Raw genomic sequence first — 20,944 nt, 5'->3', positions numbered from 1 at the left:
GGACTGCTCAGGGGCGGAGGATCACGGCGGGCAGGCGGCGATGCCTGGCGTCATGGACATGCGCGCGATCAACTCCTGCGGGACGGTCTTCGCCGGGGGCGTCGTCGCCCCCGGCACGGGTCACGGAATCCGGAGCCGTCCCCGGCGCGGAGCGAGCCACGGACGGCAGGTGCCGCCCCCGGGGCTCCGCAACTCTAACCTAACGTTACAGTAGAGATCGACGTCGGCCGCCTCTGGTCCCGGCGGAAGAAGAGGAAGGGCGCCGCGTGAGCAGCCGGCACATGCAGATCGGTGAGGTCGCCGCACGGACCGAGCTCTCGCTGCGCACCATCCGGCACTACGAGGAGACGGGCCTGGTCATCCCCTCCGCCCGCTCGCAGGGCGGGTTCCGCCTCTACACCGAGGCGGATGTCGCACGCCTGATGGTCATCCGGCGCATGAAGCCGCTCGGCTTCACCCTGGACGAGATGCGCGACCTCCTGGAAGCCACCGACCGCCTCGACACCGGTGAGCCGCCGGCGGCCGAGGAGAGGGAACAACTCCTGGAGCGCGTCCGGGCGTACGAACTCAGCGCCGCCCGCAAGATCGAGGATCTCCGGGTCCAGCTGGCCCGCGCCGAGGACTTCGCCGCCACGCTCCGCACGCACCTGGAGCAAGCCGCGCGCCCCTGACCGGCCCCGCACCCGGAGCACGCCGCGCGACACCGACCGACCCGAACCACCACCTCGCCCCGCGCCCGCACGGCGAGAGCACATCAGCGGCGCGCGGCAGCCCTTCCCGCCTCACCCGGAGGTCTCCGACACCGCTGCAGGCCGGTGACAGCACCCGCGACTCACCCATGGTGCGTGGAACAGTCCGACGGCCCCGGCCGCCGGACCCCAGGCGCCGCACCACTCAGACACCGGCCCCCTCATCGGCGGCGGCGAGGACGCTGTCGAGCAGTCCGGGGAAGCGGCCGTCCAGGTCCTCGCGCCGCAGTTGGTTCATCTTCGCCGTGCCCCGGTAGACCTGGCGCAGCACCCCGCTCTCGCGGAGCACCCGGTAGTGGTGCGTGCACGTGGATCTGGAGACGGGCAGTTCGATCTCGGAGCACGCCAGCTCGCCGCCGTCGGCGGCGAGGGTGCTGACGACGCTCAGCCGCACGGGGTCGGCCAGGGCGTGCAGGACGTCGCCGAGCCGGATCGCGTCGGAGTCGGGGTGCGGCAGTTCCCGGCCCCTCGCGGGCGCGGCGTCCGGCTGCTTCGTCATGGTCGGTCAGCTCCTGAACGGTGGCTTCGGCTCCCCGCACCAACCTTTGTACGAGGATCTTCGTAATTTGACAGATGACGTACTACGCCAACTATCGTAGTTGCTGTCGTCCGGTCGCCCCACCCGGCGCCCCTCGACGTACCCCCTCCACTTCCCGACCGACGGGAGCTTTCCGTGAGTGCCCTTTTCGAGCCGTACACGCTGCGGTCCCTGACCATCCCCAACCGCGTGTGGATGCCGCCGATGTGCATGTACTCGGCGGCGCCCACCGGGCCCGCGACGGGTGTGGCCACGGACTGGCACTTCCAGCACTACGGTTCGCGTGCCGCCGGCGGCACGGGCCTGATCATCCTGGAAGCCACCGGCGTGGCGCCCGAGGGCCGCATCTCCCCCAACGACCTGGGACTGTGGAACGAGACCCAGGCCACCGGGCTGCGGCGCATCACCGGGTTCCTGAAGGAACAGGGCACGGTTGCGGGAATCCAGCTCGCGCACGCCGGACGCAAGGCGTCCACCAGCCGGCCCTGGGAGGGCGAGCGCCCGGTGGGGCCGGACGAGAACGGCTGGCAGCCGGTGGGGCCGAGCGCTGTGGCCTACCCCGGCCTGCACCTGCCCCAGGAGCTGACGACCGAGGAGATCCAGGAGGTCGTGAACGACTTCCGTGCGTCGGCTCGGCTGGCCCTGGGGGCGGGCATGCAGGTGATCGAGATACACGGCGCCCACGGCTACCTGATCGGCAACTTCCTCTCCCCGCACAGCAACCGGCGCACCGACTCCTACGGCGGCAGCTTCGAGAACCGCGTCCGGCTCGCCGTGGAGGTGGTCGACGCCGTACGTGAGGTGTGGCCGCAGGAGCTGCCGCTGTTCTTCCGCGTCTCGGCCACCGACTGGCTGGAGCGGGACGGCTGGACACCGGAGGACACCGTCGCCCTCGCCCGGATCCTCACCGAGCACGGCGTCGACCTGATGGACGTGTCGACCGGTGGCAACGCTTCCGGCGTCACCATCCCGACCGGCCCCGGGTATCAGGTCCCGTTCGCTTCCCGAGTCAAGCACGAGACCCGGATGCCGGTGGCGGCCGTCGGCGAGATCACCGACCCGGAACAGGCCGAGAAGATCCTCGCGAACGGCGAGGCGGACGCGGTCCTCGTCGGCCGGCAGCTGTTGCGCGAGCCCACCTGGGCCCGCCGGGCCGCCCGCGAACTGGGCGACCAGGTGCGCATCCCCCCGCAGTACGGCTGGCGCCCCTGAACGGGAGGCGAGCGTGGTGGCACGCAGCGCACAGCCGGCGCAAGTGCCCAGGGACTCCTCGGACTTCAGTGACCGCCTGTCAGTGCCCGGCAGGCGGAGCTGAGTCCCGGGAACCCTCAGGAGTGGGAGGGCCCGCCGCAGCCCCGGCGCCTGAACCCGGCAGCTCTCCCCGCTCCGGCCCGTCGGCCTCGGACCCCGCGGCCCCGGGCTCCCCCGCCTCGCGCAGCACCTCCGCGAGCCCGTCCGTGGTCAGCACCATGCTGACCGGGGCCGAGCTGTTGAGACAGAGGCTGTGGCCGGAAGGGATCCGGCCGAGCAGGTCCACGGCCGGCAGCCGTTCGAACCCCAGCTGCCCGGCGGCCTGCAGATAGCGGGGGGAGGTGAAGACCGGGACCACCGCCGTGCCGTCGGACGCCGACGCGCTCACCGGCTCGCCGTCCGCCGTGACCAGCACCGCGACCTCGGTCCTGGCCAGGGCCGAGGTGACGTCCTCCACCGGGCCGTACCCGGTGGTGGCGAGCTGGATCGCGCGGTCCACGTCGTCTGCGGGCTCGGGCCATCCCATCGCCTCGGGTGACGGCCTGTAGTCCTCGTTGTCCTCCCACTCGACGATCTCGCCCTCGGAGTCGGAGCGCCACTGGCCGACCACGGCCCACTCGGGTGGCGGGCCGTCCCCCTGCCAGGCGGGATCGGCCAGGTAGAGCCAGTGGTCGGGTGCCAGTCGGGCGGCCTGGACGAACTCCTCGGGCGGAACGGGATCCTTGGGGGCGGCGGGGGTTTCGGCGCCGGACTCACTCATCTTGGCCTCGCTTGCTGGGGGTACCTGATTCGGTGCGGGAGCGCCCGGCTGTCCGGGCCCGGTGCACGAGTTCGCCGGACGTCTCCTGCCACCGTGCACGCAGCCCGTCCGCCGGGACGAGCAGGGAGGCGGGGGCCGACGGGCTGAGGAAGAGCACGTCCCGGCCGGACGGCAGCCGGTCGAGGAGATCGGGAAGCGTCATCGTCACATGCGCGGGCAGTCGCTCCGCCGACGCCTCCGGCGGCCACGTGAAGACGGCCACCGCGTGTACGCCGCCGGGTGCCCGCGTCCAAGCCGGCTCCCCGTCCTCGGCCACGCACACGGCCACGGCGCCGGCCTCCGCGATCGCCTCGGCGACGTCCTCGTCGGGGCCGTACCCGGTGGCGGCCAGGTGCAGGGCGGCGTCGGCGTCGTCGACCGGCGGGGCCCAGCCGAGCGCGGCGGGCGAGGGCCGGTAGTCCGGGTTGGCCTCCCAGGAGACGATCCGGCCTTGCGTGTTGCTGCGCCAGCGGCCGAGCACGGCCCACGGGGGCGCGGGCTCGTCGTCCGTGACGCCCAGCCAGTGCCGGTCTGTCACGGACAGCCAGTGGTCGGGGGCGGTACGTGCCGCGGCGGCGACGTCCTCGGGCGGGACGGGGAAGTCCGGCTCGCCCCGCGCGACGGTCACGCGCGGCGGCGCGGACACGGGGGCGGAGACCGCGCCGGGCCCGGGGGCGCCGTCCGGCTGTCCGCTGGTGGTCGGCATGGGGTCACTCCAGACAGTCACGCCGCGCGGGGGCCCGGCTCGCGGAGGAAGACACGAGTACATCTCATCACCCGTGCGCACCACCGGCGTCCCCCGCCCCCGGCCGGTCGGCCTTCCCGGCCCCGTCGGGTGGCGGGGCGGGCGCGAAGTACGGGTTGGCGACGTACGGTCCGAGCGGCATGCCGTACTCCATCGGCTGCGCGCCGCGGATGTACCGGCGGTCGATGCCTCCGGGGAAGAGCACTTCCTCCTGGTCGGGGAAGGGTGAGGCCAGGCCCAGGGTGGCGTTCACGTCGATGCCGCCGGGGACCTGGATGTCGTAGCGCCAGCGGTAGCGGTGGTACAGGGCGGGGGCGCCCATCGGGTTCGCGCGGGCGCTGTCGCGCACGTAGTGACGGTTCGCCGTCGCGCTGGCGAAGACGGTGGTCGGCACCAGGGAGCTGCCGCCGTAGACGTGGTCGATCAGGTGCACCATGTCGGGGCCGTACGGCCGGAGGCCCTCGCCGAAGACCCGCTCGGGCCCGTCGGGGCTGAAGCGGAACAGCGGGCCGTCGTGGTCGCGCCACAGCGCGTCGGGGAGCGTACTGCCCGCCAGCGCGGCCGGGTCGGCGGCGACGGCGGCCGGGGCGACGGGCGGGGTGGGGCTCACCGGCCCGGTGGCGGGCCAGATGACCGGTACGGGCGGAGGGCCGTCCTCGGTCGCGGTGTGCGGCTCCGTCAGCAGGCGGGAGGAGGCGACGAGTCCGCGGCCGGGCAGGTACCAGTCCCAGGCCGGCCCGTCGGAGTACACCCTCCCGGCCATGTCGGTGACACCGCCGGCGGACGGGCCGTCGGAGGTGTACTCGCCGCGCAGTCCGAGCGACGGTATCTCGGCCACGAACACGTGGAACTCCGCGTCCTCCTGGCCGTAACCCCACACCGTGTGACGGTCGGTGGAGGCGGCCACGGGGAAGGCCTCAAGAGTCTCCGCGAACCGCTCGTCGAACCGGCCGTCCGCCGAGTAGGGCGGGGCCTGCCCGGCCGGAACCGCACCGGCGTCCGTGTCGGTGGCGGTGCTCGCGTTCCACTCCGCGGTCCGGGCCGCGTCAGCCATGTCGGCCGTGTCAGCCGTGACGGACGGCGGGGTGGACGGAATCCGCGGCACGGTCCTGTGCCAGCCACCGGGCCGCCGCACGTCAGCGGTGTCCGACGCGGGTTGTGACGTCTCCGGCCGCGGGAGGGCCGTGACGACGCCCGGTCGCGTCGCGCTGCCCCCGGCCACGGTGAGCGCGCCGTCGTAGCTCCACACGGTCCGGTCGTTCGTGAGGGAGAAGCCCTGCTGATCGCGCGGCTCCCCTGCGCCGATCCCCGGCACCAGCAGGGCCAGGGGGCGGTGCGCGCTGATCAGCGACAGCTCCGGGTCGGCCTCCAGCAGCGCGTAGAACTCCCGCACGGTGACCTGCGCGGTGCCGCCCGGCAGCCGCAGGACCACCGCACCGGCGGCGTTCGTCTCCGCGTACACGAAGTACGGAGCGACGGCACCGTCCTGGGCCCACGGGGCGAACTCCGGCGAGCCGGTGTCTCCGGCCCCGACGGTGTACAGACGTGCGGGATCCAGCCCGCCGGGGGTCGGCGTGGGGCCCCAGTTGCGGCCCTGGAGGGGGCCGTCGGGCGTACGCATCCGGCTTCCGTCGGCGAACGCCCCCATCGTCTCCAGGTGGAAGACGGCCAGTTCGTCCGGGTGGCCGGAGTCCCGTCCGGTGGCGAAGGCCTGCTCGGTCAGTTCCCTCAGCCGGGCCTCCGCCGCCGCGTCCCACGTGGTACCGGGGGACAGATGGAGCACCGCGCGCCCCGTCTCCTCGCGTTCCGCCGGAGACTTGGCGTCGAGCAGCCGTGCGGCGCCGGTCATCGCCCACAGCGCGCGGGCGTACGCGCGACGCGTGAGCGGTCCGGTGGCCATCCGCAGCACCGACCGCACCGCTCCGTCACCACCGGCGGTGAGCCGGTCGGACGCGGCCCGCAGTGCGGGCACGTCCCACACGGCGGTGAGCGCGGCGTCCCCCGGCGCGGCCAGGGCCCGGTCGAGCACGGCCTCGAAGTCGGCCGGCCGCGGGACGGGCCCCCCGTCGGGCGTCGGCGCGAGGAGCTGCCACAGCTCCATGCGCAGCGGGGTGTACCCGTTCAGTGCCGGGTCGTTCGCGCGCAGCGTCTCCAGGGCGCCGATCCCGCGCAACAGCCGCTCGTGACGGCCGCCCGGCACACCGCGATCGGCCTCGACCGCGTTGCCGAAGACCAGCCGCAGCGCCCGTACCAGCCGCAGGGCGCGCGGCGTCTCGTCGTCCCAGGCGGGGAGGCCGGTGGGGCGCGGGAGGGGGCGCAGGCCCGCCGCCTCGGCCAACTCGCCGATCCTGCCGATCGGTTCGGGCAGGAAGGTCTCCATCCGCGCCAGGGTGCCTTCGGGTGTCGCCGCGAGCAGCCGCACGGTGTCGTTGTAGCCCGTCCTGCCGGTGGCGGCCGTGGTGGTGCGCCCGCTGTGGTTGGCGGCGTGCTGCGCGAGCGCGACCTCCTCCAGGGGGTCCTCGACGAGCGGCGCGGGCCTGATGAGGGACTGCGGGCGAAGCGGGTCGCCGGCCACGGCGCCGTAGCAGCTCGCGACGTGCAGTGCGTCCCCGGCCGCCCGCGCGACCACCTCGGGCAGCCCGCCGACGTAGCGCCCGCCGTCCTCGGAGCCGAGCAGCAGCACCCGGCCGTCCTTGCCGGCCAGCTTCAGCCCGCCGGGGACTCCGTGGGCGTGGAAGGTGTAGACGGACGCCTCCGGGTCCGGGGCGGTCTCCTCGGCGCCGACCGTGTGGAAGGTGTCGCCGAGGCGGAGCACGTGCGTGCGCTCCCGCATGCCCCGGTAGAGCCTCAGCCGCCGTTCCCGCAGCCGCCTGCGGCCGTCGTCGGGCATCGACTCGCGGCCCTCGAAGCGGTGGTCCGCCCCGACCAGCGGGCGGGTGTCCACGTCGCTGTCCCGGAACCGGACGCCGTCCACGGTGACCCACTCGCGGTCCTCGGGCCGCACGGTCCCGTCCGACGGGGGATCGAACGGCACCCAGTCGCCGTAGGCGTCGTCGGGGTCGGAGTCGACGAGCGACGGTACGGAGGCGACGGGCCCGGCGGTGGTCACGTCGGGGCCGGCCTCGGTCCCGGTTCCGGTCTCGGTCCCGGTGAGGCGGCCGTCGCCACTGGGTGCCCAGACCCTGCGGCCCAGCCGCGCCGCTGCGGCCCGTGCCAACGGCCCGTACTGCGCTCCCGCGTACGGGCTCACCAGCACCACCGGTACGTCCGGCGGCAGCGTGGCCAGCACGGGATCGGCGGCCAGGAGGTCTGCCAGCGCCTGCGGGCCGAGCTCACGGCCGTCGGCGAACAGGGCCTCGTCGTAGCCGGCCTCGGCCGCCACCACGTACGCCCCCTCGCCCCACGGTGACGCCCCCTCGGAGACCGTCCGCAGCTCGCCGCCCCGCTGTTCCTGGAGCCGGATCCGCGAGGCGTCGACGCTCTCGATGCCGGTGCCGGTCCAGTCGCGCCCGTGCGGAGCGCCCTGGGCGTCGGTCATCAGCGTGGCTTCGGACAGCAGCGGGTCCGCTGCGGCGGCGACGGACGGGAGCGAGGCGGTGGACGCCGGCTCGGACACGGCAGGGCTCGCGGTGCCCCGTCCGGTGGACCGGGGCACCGGCGCGGGGAGCGTGCGGGGCGCGTCCCCGGGTGCGGCGTACCGGACCGGGCTCGTCTCGTGCCAGACGTCGGCGGTCGGCACGCTCCCTGCGAAGGGCGAGTCGTGCAGGGTCAGCACCGGCTGTCCGGAGTCGCCGGCCGCCGACAGGTCCGCCGGGAAGTCGGTCCACCAGACGGAGCGGCCCAGCCGCTGGGCGAGCCGGTGGGCGACGTCCCCGGCGTCGGCGGGCGGTCCCGAGAACGCCAGGACCAGGGGGGTGGTCAGTTCCCGGCGCATCAACGGCAGGTCGTTCGCCAGCACTTCCGCGAACTCGCCGGTGGGCACGCTGGACGTCTCGCCGTCGTAGGACAGTTGGAGGAGGTCGGGGTCGTGCGGGTCCGGGGCGACACGCACCAGGTACGGGACCGGTGTGTCCGTCCCCTGCTTCCACGGCGCGTCCGTCGTCCCGGCGGGTGTGTGGAACTGCGCCAGGTCCACGCTCGGCGGCATCTGTCCGCCGGTGAAGTCGCGGCCGCCCCCGTGTACGCCGTCCTGGACCGTGCGCAGACGGGTGGTGGTGTACGCGCCGGACTCCTCCAGGGCGTATGCCGCCGCCGCGTCCGGGTCGGACGCGTCGCGGCCCACCGCGAAGGCGCGGGTGATCAGGTCCAGCGTCTCGTCGCGCTCCGCTCGGCCCGTCCGGGCGCCCAGGGGCAGGTGGAGGACCTGCGCGATGAACTCGTGCTGGTCGGGGTCGGTGTCGGGCAGCACCTCCTCGGCCTTGACCCGGGCCCAGAAGATGCGTGACCGCTCGGTCACGCCGACCTCGTCGGTCTCGATGTCCAGGGCGGTCGCGGCCTCGTCCGCGGGGTCGCCGTCCCGCATCCACTGTGCGGCGGCCTCCACCGCCGGCAGGTCCACGAAGCTGACCAGCACGTCACCGGGCCACATGGACCACTGCTCGGCGGCGGCGGTCAGCGCACGACGGGTGGCTTCCTGGTCCACGGCGGCAGCGCCGCCCGCGTGCGCCTCCGCCACCCGGCGCAGCAGGTCCAGCGTGAAGGGGCCGGCCGCGTCGAAGTCGGAGTCGCTGCTCCACATGTGGTCCAGCGCCGCCGCACCGCGCAGCAGATCGCCGAAGTCCGGCGCGTCGTCCACCTCGTGCCCGAACGTGAGCCGCAGCGCCCGCACCAGGCGCAGCGTCCTCTCGCGCGCCTCGTCCGTGACGGGTCCGGCGCCCGTGCGGTATCCGGCGACCTCGACCAGGCGGTCCAGTGCGGGGCCCGTGGGCTCCGGCCGGAACAGGTCCCAGGCCCGGTGGCGTCCCTGCGCGTCCGCGTACAGGGTGCGCATGTAGCGGCCGTCGGCCGACCGCGTCCCCTGCGAGCTGTACGCCAGGCGAACGGTGCGTCCCGTGCTGTTCGCCAGGTGCTGCCCCATGGAGACGTCGCGCAGCGGGTCGGGGACGAACGGGCCGGGGAAGGCGTCGCTCACGGTGTCCGGGGCCGGCACGGCGCTGCCCCTGGGCGCTCCGCTCCAGCAGACCACCATGTCGATCCAGTGGTCCGCGGGCAGGCTCGCCAGGCTCTTGCGGCGCTTGAGCCACGGCCCGGCCTCACGCTCGTCGACCAGCCGGACGCCGCCGTCCCGCATCGCCAGCTGGAGGACGCCCGGTTCGCCGTGCATGTCCAGGCGGTAGGCGGTGTCCTCGGGTCCCGGGCGCGGCAGGTCGTGTTCCTGGGACATCCCGCCCGTGGCGGGGTAGTGGTGCACGAACGTCGTCATCCGGTCGAAGTGGCGGCCCTCGTCCTCGAAGTGCTTGGCGTACTCGGCGGGGTGGTGCGAGGCGCGGCCGATCTGCTTCCCGCTCAGGGCGCTGACGATGGGCCGTGTCACCACGTCGCGGTGCCAGTCCGGTGCGTCGTCGTCGGGGTCGGGCGCCAGGCCGGGCACGCTCGCGATCCAGTCGCCCTGCGGGACGCCCGGGCGCCGGACGACGTCGATGGTGCTCGCCGCGCCGGGCGCCGAACTGAGCGTCGCCTCGCCGCTGTGCGCCCACACCGTCAGGCCGGTACGGTCCGCGAGTTTGCGCGGCAGGTCGAGGTAGGCGTCCGCGGCGAAGGGGACGGCCAGCACGATGGGGGTGCCCTGCGACAGCCCCTCCCCCGCCACGTCCGCCGCGACGAGCTCCACGAACTCGTCGACACCCAGCTCGCGCGTCGAGCCGTCCGGCAGCCGTGCCTCCACCCGGTCGTGCGCTCCGCCGGCGGCCACGACGTACGGGGTCACGCCCTGCGGCCAGGGGGTCCCCTGGGTGTCGAGGACGTCGTACGTACCGGACGGGGTGTCCTCCAGCACGTCGCCGTTTGCGGTGTCCAGCTCCGCGACGGCGTCGTCGTCCCAGTTGAGGCCCGGCACCCGGCGGCCCTGGACCGTGAAGTGGCGCGTGCGGCCGGGTGCCCTGACACCCAGCTCGGTGAGGTGGAAGGCGCCCAGTGCCGCGAGGCTCGTCGCCGCTCCGGCCGCCATGGCCCGTTCCACCAGGGCGAACAGCTCCGCGCGCCGGTCCTGTCCGACATCCGCACCGGGGTCCAGGTGGAGCACGCGGCGGGCGAGGGCGTTGATGTCCAGCGGCCGGTCCCGCAGCGACGGGTCCCGGCGCCGCAGGGTGTCCAGGGTCTGCACCGCTGCCGCGTCGGGCGGCTGGGAGATGCCGATCGTGGCCTGCCGGCCGAGCTCAACCCGGGTCACGCCGTCGAGGGCACCCGTGCCCACCCAGTCCTCGGGGGGCCGGGTCAGGCTCCGCGCCCCGACCGTGAAGTCATCGATGGTCAGGCGCGGTTCGCCGGCGGGACGGTCCTGTTGGAGGTCGTCGAGCGCGCGGGCCAGCAGCCGCCGGAACAGGGTCCGCGCGGTCTGTGCGCGCCGCCTGGCCGTGGTGACCTGCTCGTCACGGTGCGCGCCGTCGGCCCGCCGCGCGTCGGCGCCGTAGCCGGTGACGGAGACGCGCGGCAGCGACACGCCCGCCCGCTGGTTGCGCAGTCCCGCGGTGGCCACCTGGGAGGCCAGCAGGCGCAGGGTCTCCGTGCCGTTCGCGGACGGTGTCGTGCCCCCGTGCGCGTACGCCACCAGGCTGCGCGCGGGCAGCGCGGGCGGCGGTGGGGCGGCCGGGGCCGTGTACACGGGCGCGGTGAACACAGGTGTCGAGGACGTCTCCACCCCCTGCATGGGATCCGATGCCGTCTCCACACCCTGCATGGGGTCTCCGGCCGAGGAGCGGGCCTTCGCGGGGGAGGTCACCGCAGCGGCGTCGCCGGACGTGGCGTCGCCCGTGGCCGTGGAGGCCGTCCCGGACTGTGGTGCCGCGGGCAGCGGCGAATCGACCGGGCGGCGGCCCTCCTGGACCCCGCCCCGGTCGACGGGCCGGGCCTCGCGCCAGTCGGCGGCCGTCGGGCTGGTCAGTGTCATCAGCGAGCCGACGAGCGTGGGCACCGTGAGACCCGCGTCGTCCGTACCGGACAGCTCCACCGGGAACGGGCTCCACCACACGCTGCGGCCGAGCCGCTGGGCCACCAGGTCCGCGACGCCGGGTGCGGGCCCGTCGAATCCGTCGAGCACCAGGAGGACGGGGGTCGTCAGGTCTTTGCGTCGCAACTCGACGTCAGCGGCGAGCAGTTCGGCGAACTCGGCGGCCTGCACCTGGTACTCGGCGCCGTTGAAGGTCACATGGAGGTTGTTGCCGTCCTGGAGGTCCACGGACGCCCGCACCAGGTAGGGGACGGGCTTGGCCGTGCCGGAGGCGTCCTGCCCGGCCCACGGAGCGGCGACGACGCCGCTCGGCACCCGGAACGTGTCCAGTCCGGGCAGGAGGGCGGCGGCGCCGTCCTTCCAGTCGAGACCGCCGCCCAGGGCGGCCCCCATGGTCGTGGCCGCCGAGGTGCGGTCGAAGGCGCCGCGTGCCTCCAGGTCGTAAGCTGCCGCGACATCCGCGTCGGTCATGTTCCGGCCCGCCGCGAAGCCCTTGGTGAGCAGGGTGAGCGCCTCGCCGCGCAGGGTCTCGTCCACATCGACGGCGGGGTCGAGGTGCAGCATCCTCGTCGTGAGCGCGTCGGCGTCCTGGGCCGCGAGCAGTGTCTCCTCGGCCTTGACCCGCGCCCAGAACATCCGTGCCCGCCCGGTCTCGCCCACCTCGTCGGGGCCGGAGAGCTTCAGCGCGGTGACGGCCGCCGTGTCCACCGCCGCGGTGTCCGTGAGCCAGTGGGCGGCCGAGTCGAGCACCGGCAGGTCGACGAACCGGCTCACCGGCAGGGACGGTCCGGCCTGCCATGCCTGTGCCGCCGCGGCCAGGACACGACGGGTGACGTCCCGGTCCACCCCGGACGCGGCCTCGGGGTGGGCGGCGATCACCCGTCGCAGCAGGTCGTGCGAGAACGGTCCCGTCGGCCCGAGGTCCGGATCGGAGTGCCACATGTTGACGACCGCGGCGGCTCCGCGGATCAGGGTCGTGAAGTCGTCCGCGTCCTCCACGTCGTGCCCGAAGACCAGCCGCATGGCCCGCACCAGGCGCAGCAGCGCGGCACGGCTCCGCGGCGACGCCTCACCCTCGAATCCGGCCAGTTCCGCGAGCCGGTCGAGCTCGGCCTCGTCGGGCTCCGGACGACGGGTCTCCCACCACCACTGGCGGCCGCTCGCCTCGGTGAAGAGCACCCGCACGGGGTCGTCCTGGTAGGTGAACGCGCCCTGCAGGGCGTAGGAGAGGCGCACCGTGCGCCGCGTCTCGTTCGCCAGGTGCTGCCCCAGGGAGAGGGCCTCGTCCGCGAGCGGATCGGCGGCGAACGGCACGGCGAAGGAGTGGCCGGCCTGGGAGAGGTCCTGTGTGGTGCCGTCCAGGGGAGTCGAGGAATAGCACACCACCATGTCGATCCAGTGGTCGGCGGGCCTGCTCGACAGGCTCTTGCGCCGGCGCAGCCACTCGCCCGCCTCGTGCCGGTCCGCCGTCCTCGACCCGCCGCCGGCCAGCGGCAGCACCAGCTGCCCCGGCAGGCCGTGGCCCGCGAGGTGGTACGCCTTGTCCTTCGGCCCCGGATCGTCCAGCGGGAGCTTCGCGGAGTACGTGCCGGTGGCGGGGTCGAAGTGGACGTACAGCGTCATCTGGTCGAGGCGGCTGAAGTTGTGCTCGCGTGACCCGGCGAGCTCACCGGGCTCGTGCAGACTGCGGCCGATCTGCTCTCCGGTCAGCGCGCTGACGACGGGCTGGGTCAGCACGTCACGGTGCCAGTCCGGTGCGCCGTCGTCGGCGTCCGGCGCGAGGCCGGGCCGGACCGGGACCCAGGAGCCGTGCGGCTGTCCGTCCTCCCGGATCAAGGCGATGGTGCTCTGCCCGGCCGGACCGGGGTTACGCCGCGCCTGGCCGCTGTGGACCCACACGGTGCGGCCGGTGCGCTCGGCGAGCGTGCGCGGCAGGTCCAGGTACCGGTCACCGGCCGACGGGACGGCCAGCACGATCGGGACCTCGGCCGGCAGGCCCTGCAGCGCCGGGTCGGCGGCGACCAGTTCGGCGAACTCGTCGGCGCGGAGGTCGCGCGTCGTCCCGTCGGGCAGCCGCGCCGTCACCGTGTCGTGGCGCCCGTCGGCCAGAACGGCGTACGGCGTCTCGCTCCACGTCCACGGGGCGAAGTCCGTGATGCCCGTCGACTCGAAGCCGCCGGACCCGTCGGGCCGGAGCTCCTCGATGAACATGCTGTCCAGTTCGACGACGTCGGATCCGGCCCAGTTCAGGCCCGCCACCCGGGCCCCGCCCACGGTGACGTGCCGGGCGCGGTCCGCGGCGAGGACGCCCTCCTCCTCGAGGGAGAACGCCGTGAGAGCCGCGAGGCCGTCCGCACGTCCGGCCGCGAGCGCCCGCTCGACCATCGTGTACAGGTCCCTGCGCATCTCCGGGTCGACGAGGACGGACGGGGCGAGGTGGAGGACGCGCCGGGCGACCGCGTCCACGTCGAACGTCCCGGTGCGCAGCTCCCGGTCGTCGCGGCGTGCCGCGTCCAGGGCCTCGACCGCCGCCGCGTGACCCGGCGACGTGACGGCGATGGTGGCCTGGCGGCCCAGGTCCGCGCGGCTCACCGACCCGGGCATGCCGGCGGTGCCGCCCTGGGCGGGCAGGCGCGCCCGGCCACGCTGAGTGATCTTGAAGTCCTTCGGGGTCAGCCGGGTCCGTCCCGCCGGCAGGTTCGTCTGGAGGGCGCGCAGCGCGTCGTCGAGCTTCCGGACGAACAGGTCGTGCGCGGTCCGGGCACGCTGGTCACCCCTCTGCCGGGCAGCCTGTTCCCGCTCCTGCGCGGTTCCGGCCCCGCGGGCGTCGGCGCCGAAGCCGGCGATGTCGATCTTCGGCAGCGGTACCCGGGTGCGCAGGTTGCGCAGACCGGCCCTGGCGACCTGGAACGCCAGCCGTTCGACGCTCTCCTGGGCGTCGGCCGAGGGGCGCGTCTCTCCCTGGGCGTACGTCACGAGGCTCTCCCGGGGCAGGCGGGCGAGTGGCCGGGCCGGTGCGGCGGCCGTCGGTGCGGCGAACACCGGCTGCGCGCCGCCCGTTTCCACCGCCGTCGGGTCCGGGCCGGTCGGCTCCGCGTCGGCCATGTCCACGTCGGTCGCGTCGGGGACGGTCAGATCCTCGAGGCCCGTTCCGAGCAGGCCGAAGTCGAAGTCACCGAAGTCGAAGTCACCGGGGTCGAAGTCACCGAGGTCGAGGCCGTCCCAGGCGGACATGTCGAGGTCGCCGGTGTCGCCGGTGTCCAGGCCCAGTTCGTCCAGGACCGACATGTCGATGTCGTGCATGTCGGCGTCGGTGCCGGACTGTGCCACCGGGGTCGCTCGGGCGTCGGTGCCGGACTGTGCCACCGGGGTCGGGGCCGGGGTCGTCGCTTCCGCCTCGGCGCCGGTGTCAGTGGCGGACGCCGTCCAGCGCTGTCGCAGGCCCAGCCCGGAGCGGAGCGTGTCGGCCAGCTCCACGGCGGACACCGGTGCGGCCCCGGTGCCGGTCCAGGTGCCCAGCAGGTGGCCGGCGACGCGGCGTACGGCGTCGCGGAAGCCGTCACCGGCGTACCGGGAGTCGGCGAGGACCGGGTGCGGCTCCGCCGGCAGCACCAGGGAGACGGCGGTGTCCCAGGCGCGGCTGGTTCCGCTCTCGCTCGTGCCTTCGGGAGCCGCTCCGGCGAAGTCCGCGTACGCCCGTGCCCACAGCCGTCGTGACGCGTGCGCGGCAGCCGTGTCCAGCGTGTCCGACCAGGCGCCGTCACCCGCCATCCGCACCCGCATCAGGTCCAGCGGCGACAGCGCGCCCGCGGGCAGCCGGTCGTCGCCGCGCAGCATCATCTCGGTCCGCTGGCCGACGGAGAGCGTGATGCCCACGGCCTCGCGTTCCTGCGGGCCGAAGGTCTCGTCCTCGGCGGGTCGCAGCGGGGCGGGCGGCAGGTCACCCTCGGTCAACTGCCGTGCGATCCATGCGCGTTCATCGGCGTCCCGCGGGACCACCGGGGCCGCGTCACCGGCGTCGGAGGTGTCGTCCGGGTCGGCGTCCCGCGCGTCGGGTGCGACGCCAAGGGCCCACAGCCGTGCCTCGGCGTCCTCCACCTGGCGGCGCGCCTCGTCGACCCCGGCCCAGGCGTCGGCCACCGCGGTTTCGTCACCGCTGATCCGCTCCGTCGTGGCGGCTTCGGCCGCGGTCTCGTCCAGTGCTCCCAGCGCCCGTGCGTGCGTGTCCCGGGCGGCATCGAGTTCCGGGGTGCCGGTCCCGGCGGTGGCGCGGGCCCCTGCGGGCGGGGAGGTCTGCGGGGCCGTGCGGGGCGACTTCGCGTTGGTGGCCACCGCCGTGCCGGTGCTGCCGGGGCCGTCGCCCTCCGCACTCGTGATCCGCCCCCAGGTGCCCGCCGTGGCCGGCTGTCCGTCGGGACCCGGCAGCACCGCGACGGTGTACGTCCCGGTCGCCGGGTCGTGGTGGAGCGTGGTGGCGCTGTGGGTGGCCCACCAGTTGCGGGCCGAGTTGCGGGCGCCCTCACCGGGGACGCTGCCATCGACGGGCCGCGCGCCGGACGGCCTGCCGTGCGGCACCACGGCGATGACCTCGGCGTACCCGTCCTCGGAGAGCAGTTCCGGGTCGCGGAAGACGAGTTCGCCGAATTCGCCGGGCGGCACCGGTCCCTGCATCCGCAGACCGTCGGCGTCACCGTCGGCGACGTACACGAAGGGCCGCGGGCGGTGCGGGTCGGCGGTCCAGGGCGCGGGCTCGGTGCCGACGGGCACGAGCGTGCCGTCGGGCGCGTACCCCAGCAGGGTGACGACGTCCGGGTCGAACGTGCCCTGCGGCCGGGACACACCGTCCAGCGCCCGGCCCCAGGCCGTGCCGTCGTCGTCCGTCAGGAGCCGGTCCGAGTCCAGCGCGCCCTGCTGCTCCAAGTGGTGTGCGGCCAGCTCGCTCAGCTGCCACGGGTCGCGGCCGGCGGCGGCGGCCCGCCGTGCCACGAGGACCGCTTCGCCGAACCGCGCCGGGTCGGGCGCGGGCAGGTGCAGCACGGTGGCGGCGAAGGCGCCCTGGTCCACCTGCCCGGTCATCAGGGCGACCTTGAACGACGCCCACACCAGCCGCGACCACTCGGCCTCGCCCACCGGCGCCGAGGCGTCGAGCCCCAGGACGTCGCGGGCGATCTCCTCGCGGCGGGGCGTGGAGGCGAGGTCCGTCAGCATGTGGACCAGGTGGGGCAGCGCGATCCAGCGGGTCAGGGGTTCGAGCGGCCCCGCGTCCCGGCGCCGGGCCGCCTCCGTCAGCAGGCTCCGGTGGGCGTCCGGCGTGAACTGCGGTGCCGGCCCGGTCGCGAGCCCTCCCGTCTGGTGGCCGGTCAGGAGCACCTCGTACAGGTCCAGGGTGAACGTGCGCGCGCCGTCGCGGTCCAGGTACGGATCGGCCTCGCGCATCAGGTCGAGCGCGCCGATGCCGCGGAGCAGCACCTGATGGTCCGGGGCGTCGTCGACCGCGGCGCCGAAGATCTGGCGCAGCGCGCGGACCAGTCGCAGCGTCCGTTCCTGTACGGCCTCGGGGACCGGCCCGGGGCCGTGGTGCAGCCCTGCGTCGCGGGCCCGCTGCTCCAGTGCGGCCCCGGTGGGCTCCGGCCGGAACACGGCCCACGGATAGGCGCGGCCGCGCGCGTCGGTGTGGAGGCTGAGGTAGGCCTCCTGGGCGCCGTGCCGCGACTGGACGGCGGCGTTCATGAGGGTGCTCGCGAACACCGTGCGGCCCGTCTCGTTGGCCGCGTGCTGGCCGACCGCGACGTCCGCGAGCGGGTCGGGTGTGAACGGCAGCGGGCCGTCGATGTGCTGCCCGTGCATCTCCCCGATGCCGGGGGTCGCCGCCGCGTAGCAGACGAGCAGCACCACGGGGTGTTCGGGGGCGAGGGAGGCCAGGCTGCGGCGGCGGGCGAGCCTGCGGGCGAACTGCGGCCCGTCGTCGGTCCGCTCCCCCTGCGGGGTGTGCCACATGACGGAGCCCGGCAGACCGTGGTTGTTGGGGAAGTACGGCGTCGGCAGGTTGAGTTCGACCCAGGGCACGGGTGCCATGGGTTGCGTGAAGTCGTAGGAGGTGCGCTGGAAGGTGTACGAGGTGACCGTCCCCAGCCGGCTGTGGTTCAGGGTCCGCGACCAGCCCCCGTCGTCGGAGTCGGCGAGGTCCATCGAGATGTATCCCGTGGACCGGTTCCCGTGGTGGGCGATGGAGAGGGAGCTGACCTGGTCGTCCGTCGTGTCGGCGGTCGAAGTGGGAGCTGTGGCGGGCGCGTTGGCGAACCACTGGCCCCGGGGCGCCTGCTTCTCCTCGTCCAGCAGCAGGACGACCGAGCGGTCCGGGGCTCCGGGGAGGCGTCCGACGGCCGACCGGCCGGTGGTGGCCCACACCTCTCTGCCGAGGCGGTCGGCGAGCCCGCGAGGCAGGTCCAGGGACGCTGCTCCGGGCCGGTCGACGTGCAGCAGCAGCGGCCCCGGCCGGCCCGCGAGGTTCCGGTCGAGGGCCATCAGCTCGTGCAGGACCTCGGGGGGTACGGGACGCGCGAAGCCGCCGAGCCCGCGCACCACGACCGCGTCGGACCGCCCGCCGAGCATCAGGAAGTACGGGTCGGGGTGGCCGGGCGTGGGGAGCCACGGCGCGGTCTCGGGCCCGCTGTGGCCGGTCGTGCCGTCGGGGGCGCGCGAGACGCGGCCGGTGGTGCCGGGGTCGAAGTCGGCCGGCAGGGGCCTGCCGAGCCAGTTCCAGCCGCGCGGGCGGCCCTGTGCGTCGGTGATCCGGAAGTCCGCGTGGAAGGCGCCGCGTCGGGCGAGGTAGTGGGCGGACACCGCGCTCAGTGTGCCGGCGCCTGCGGTGGAGGGGTCCGTCACCAGCCGTACCAGGGCTCCGCGGGCGGCGGCGTTCACGGTGTCGGAGGGGTCGAGGAGCAGTGTCCGGCGGACCAGTGCGTCCAGGTCCAGGAAACCGCCGCGCAGCTCCGGGTCCGAGGCCCGCAGCCGGTCGAGCCGCTCCAGCCCCTCGACGGCGCGCCCCCGGTCGACGCCGTTCAGGGCGCCGAGGCCGTACAGGGCGTCGAGGACCGCCTCGCGGTGCCGTTCCGCGTCGTCGGGCGACACCTGGGGCGGCGCGGCGGTGGTGCCCTGGTACGGGGCGGGAGCGTTCGGCATCTGGGGAGCCGGGTGGTTCGGCTCGGAGGCGACAGGCCGGGTGTGGACCGGACGGCGGGCCGGACCCGGGCGGTGCGGGAGCGTCGCGTGGGTGTGCGCGCCGTCCCGGCGGACGACGCCGCCGACGGGCTTCGGCTCCAGCTCGTCCAGGAGGGCCTGGGCGTGCTCGTCGGGGAAGAGCCCGTCCCGCGCGACGTTCTCCCTCAGCTCCCGCTCGTCGAGGGGATAGACGTTCCAGTACCGGCCCCAGTTGTCCGCGTAGTCCAGGGCCGGGTCGTGACCGGGTACGCCGTCCAGTGCCAGCTGGGCGCCGCGCATCACCTCATGGGCGGTGTGGTGGCCCACGGTCAGCGAGATGGCCAGCATCCCGGCCCGGATCAGACCGAGGTCCAGGTCGAGGCCCCACTGGTCCCGCATCCGGGCGGCGTGCAGTACGAAGCGGTACGTGGACCCGGCGGTGCCGGTCGCCACCAGGCCGCCCGAGTCCTCGGACCGGCCCTGGAAGTCGGCGCTCATCGCGAGGTCGTACACCGCCGTCGCGGGCATCCAGGTCAGTCCGGCCTCGTCGACCGCGATCCGGCGCTCCGCCGCGCTCAGTGGCGGACGCGCGGTGTCCGGATGTGCCGGGTCCGCCACGGGCCGCGGCAGCTCCCTGACGGCGGCCTCCTTCTCCTCCAGGGTCAGGGCCGACTGCTGGATCTCGATGGCGCGCCGCATGTACTCGGCGTAGGCCTCCCGCTGCCGGCGGCTCGGCCGCTCGGCGGCGATCTCCGGATGCTGCTCCTCCACGCCGCCGAGCATCTCCGGCACGAGGTTCTCGGAGATCCCCTCGTACAGGAACGCAACGAGCTCCCGCAGGTTCCCGCTCCTCAGCACCCGCTGGAGCGCGTCGCGGGACGTGCCGACGACGCCCGCCTTGAACTTGCTGGTGTCGCCGAACGTCGCCAGCGCGCGCGGATGCCGCATGCGCGCCGCCGCCCACGCGGCACTCGCCATCTTCCTGAACTCGGCGGTGACCGCCTCGTGTTCGGCCAGGTACTCGCCCAGCCGGCGGTCGAAGGCGGCGGACTCCTCGGCGTAGCGGATACGCGTCAGGACCCACGGGGGCGCGTCGCTGTTCCTGCGCTCCGGGCTCGGACGCGCGGAACGGCCGCGTGAGCGGGACCTGCCGCGCTCGGGGGTGGGTACCGTCAAGGGCTCGGCGGTCTCGGGCCCGGTGGACGGGGATTCACGGGTCTCGGGCCCGGTGGACGGGGATTCACGGGTCTCGGGCCCGGTGACCGGGGATCCGGAGGTCCGCTCGGGTGCGGGCCGCTCGGACGGCGCCGTCTCCCCGACGGGCGTGGTGGTCCCCGACGGCTCCGACGAACCCGGCGGGACCCGGCGGTGGTCGTCGATCTCGATCGTCACCACGCGCCCCTGGGCCGGGTCGGTGGCCCTGCGCACCCGCTTGGCGGCCTTGGAGAGACCGAAGTCCCGTACGCCGACGCGCGGTCCGCTCATGTCCGCCTGGAAGGTGGTCAGGACCTGGGCCAGCCTGGCCGCGAGCGCACGTGCGACGGCGTCCGCCCGGTCCTGGCCGCTGGCCTGCGAGCGGTTGCCGTGCCCGGTGAGGGTGATCCTGGGCATCGGCAGTCCGTGGGCGCGGTTCCACAGGCCCGCGCGCGCCAGCGACTGCGCCAGGCCGTCGATGGTGCCGCCCGCGTCGGCGGGGAGGCCGTGGTCCCCCTCGTCGAAGTGGATCGCCTGCTGGTGCCAGCGCGGCGCGTGGCCGTGCAGCACCACCGTCGTCAGCGGATTGGCCACCGCGGGCGAGGAGTCGGACAGCAGTGCCGCGTTGACCTCGTGCGCGGACTCACCGGGCCGCTTGCTGTACGCACGGAAGGACCAGAGGTCCTTGTCGTCCATCACCGGCGCGGCGTCCCGGATCGCTTCCTTCGCGCGGGAGCGCGCCCGGTCCACCTCACCCAGTGCCAGCGCGTGTTCGGGCCGGTCCTCGTCGAAGAAGGGGGGCAGTTGCTCGGCGTCGTGGACAGCGGCCAGCGCCCTGGCCACCCGTGCGAAGCCCGCCGGGCCGTCCGTCTCCGACCGGTCCGCCCCGCGTTCCCGTGCCTCGGCGACGTGCCGTTCGGCGCCGCGGGCCAGCTGAAGGAGCTCGTGCTCCGAGTAGCGGTCGAGGTTCCCGTCGATGACGTCGTCGAGGACCTCGGCGGAGATCCCGTTCCGGGAGTGGGTCTCGTTCTCCAGGGCGATCTGGTGGGTGCCGTCCTCGCTTTCCAGCACGACCTGCGCGAAGTGGTAGGGGGCGTGCGGGCCCACCCGGTCGCCGGGCTTGGCGTGGTTGTGCGTGAACAACTGCGCGCCGCCGTCGTTCGTGGTGCTGACCGACTGGATCAGATAGCCCTCGCCGACCCCCGCCCACGCGTACTCGTTGACACCGATGCGCCGCGCGGCCGACGCCAGCGGGGTGCGCAGCGGGTTGTCCGGTTCGTAGCTCAGGGCCCGGCCGTAGCGC

At 74.6% G+C, this 20,944-nt stretch carries 6 protein-coding genes (1 of these 6 only partly in view); 2 read left to right on the top strand and 4 right to left on the bottom strand.

What is annotated here, in order from left to right:
• Positions 1-266: 266 nt before the first annotated feature.
• Complete coding sequence (locus JOC24_RS19675) at positions 267-671, top strand: MerR family transcriptional regulator (protein ID WP_307792733.1); 405 nt, start codon at positions 267-269, stop codon at positions 669-671.
• 223 nt (positions 672-894) lie between these two features.
• On the opposite strand, the gene JOC24_RS19670 is transcribed toward JOC24_RS19675, so the two are convergent.
• Positions 895-1,248 carry an ArsR/SmtB family transcription factor gene (locus JOC24_RS19670; RefSeq protein WP_205021650.1) on the bottom strand — a complete coding sequence of 118 codons (354 nt, stop codon included), beginning with the start codon at positions 1,246-1,248 and terminating at the stop codon, positions 895-897.
• 174 nt (positions 1,249-1,422) lie between these two features.
• Here JOC24_RS19670 and JOC24_RS19665 point away from each other — a divergent pair, with 174 nt between their 5' ends.
• Entirely contained in the window at positions 1,423-2,499 is a 1,077-nt protein-coding gene (locus JOC24_RS19665) for an NADH:flavin oxidoreductase/NADH oxidase (protein WP_205021649.1), read from the top strand.
• Between the two features lie 79 nt (positions 2,500-2,578).
• Here the strand turns inward: JOC24_RS19665 and JOC24_RS19660 are convergent, their stop codons facing one another.
• The 3 genes from JOC24_RS19660 to JOC24_RS19650 form a co-directional block, all read right to left on the bottom strand.
• Entirely contained in the window at positions 2,579-3,298 is a 720-nt protein-coding gene (locus JOC24_RS19660) for a type VII secretion system-associated protein (RefSeq protein WP_205021648.1), read from the bottom strand.
• A complete protein-coding gene (locus tag JOC24_RS19655) occupies positions 3,291-4,043 on the bottom strand; it encodes a type VII secretion system-associated protein (protein WP_205021647.1) in 753 nt (250 codons plus the stop codon). Before JOC24_RS19655 ends, JOC24_RS19660 begins: the two co-directional genes overlap by 8 nt.
• A 67-nt stretch (positions 4,044-4,110) precedes the next feature.
• Positions 4,111-20,944, bottom strand: partial view of a lonely Cys domain-containing protein gene (locus JOC24_RS19650; protein WP_205021646.1) — the 3' end only. Its footprint extends 19,877 nt past the window's final position; 16,834 of the gene's 36,711 nt are visible here — the last part of the coding sequence; its start codon lies off the right edge, out of view; the stop codon is at positions 4,111-4,113.

This window comes from Streptomyces sp. HB132 (assembly GCF_016909575.1).
Lineage (GTDB): Bacteria > Actinomycetota > Actinomycetes > Streptomycetales > Streptomycetaceae > Streptomyces.
The sequence above is the reverse complement of the archived record's forward strand: the minus strand, read 5'-3'. Positions and strand labels throughout refer to the sequence as shown.

Excerpts from the sequence above, each read along its gene's own strand:
- JOC24_RS19660 (WP_205021648.1), bottom strand. The coding sequence starts at position 3,298 with ATGAGTGAGTCCGGCGCCGAAACCCCCGCCGCCCCCAAGGATCCCGTT.
- JOC24_RS19655 (WP_205021647.1), bottom strand. The coding sequence starts at position 4,043 with ATGCCGACCACCAGCGGACAGCCGGACGGCGCCCCCGGGCCCGGCGCG.
- JOC24_RS19670 (WP_205021650.1), bottom strand. The coding sequence starts at position 1,248 with ATGACGAAGCAGCCGGACGCCGCGCCCGCGAGGGGCCGGGAACTGCCG.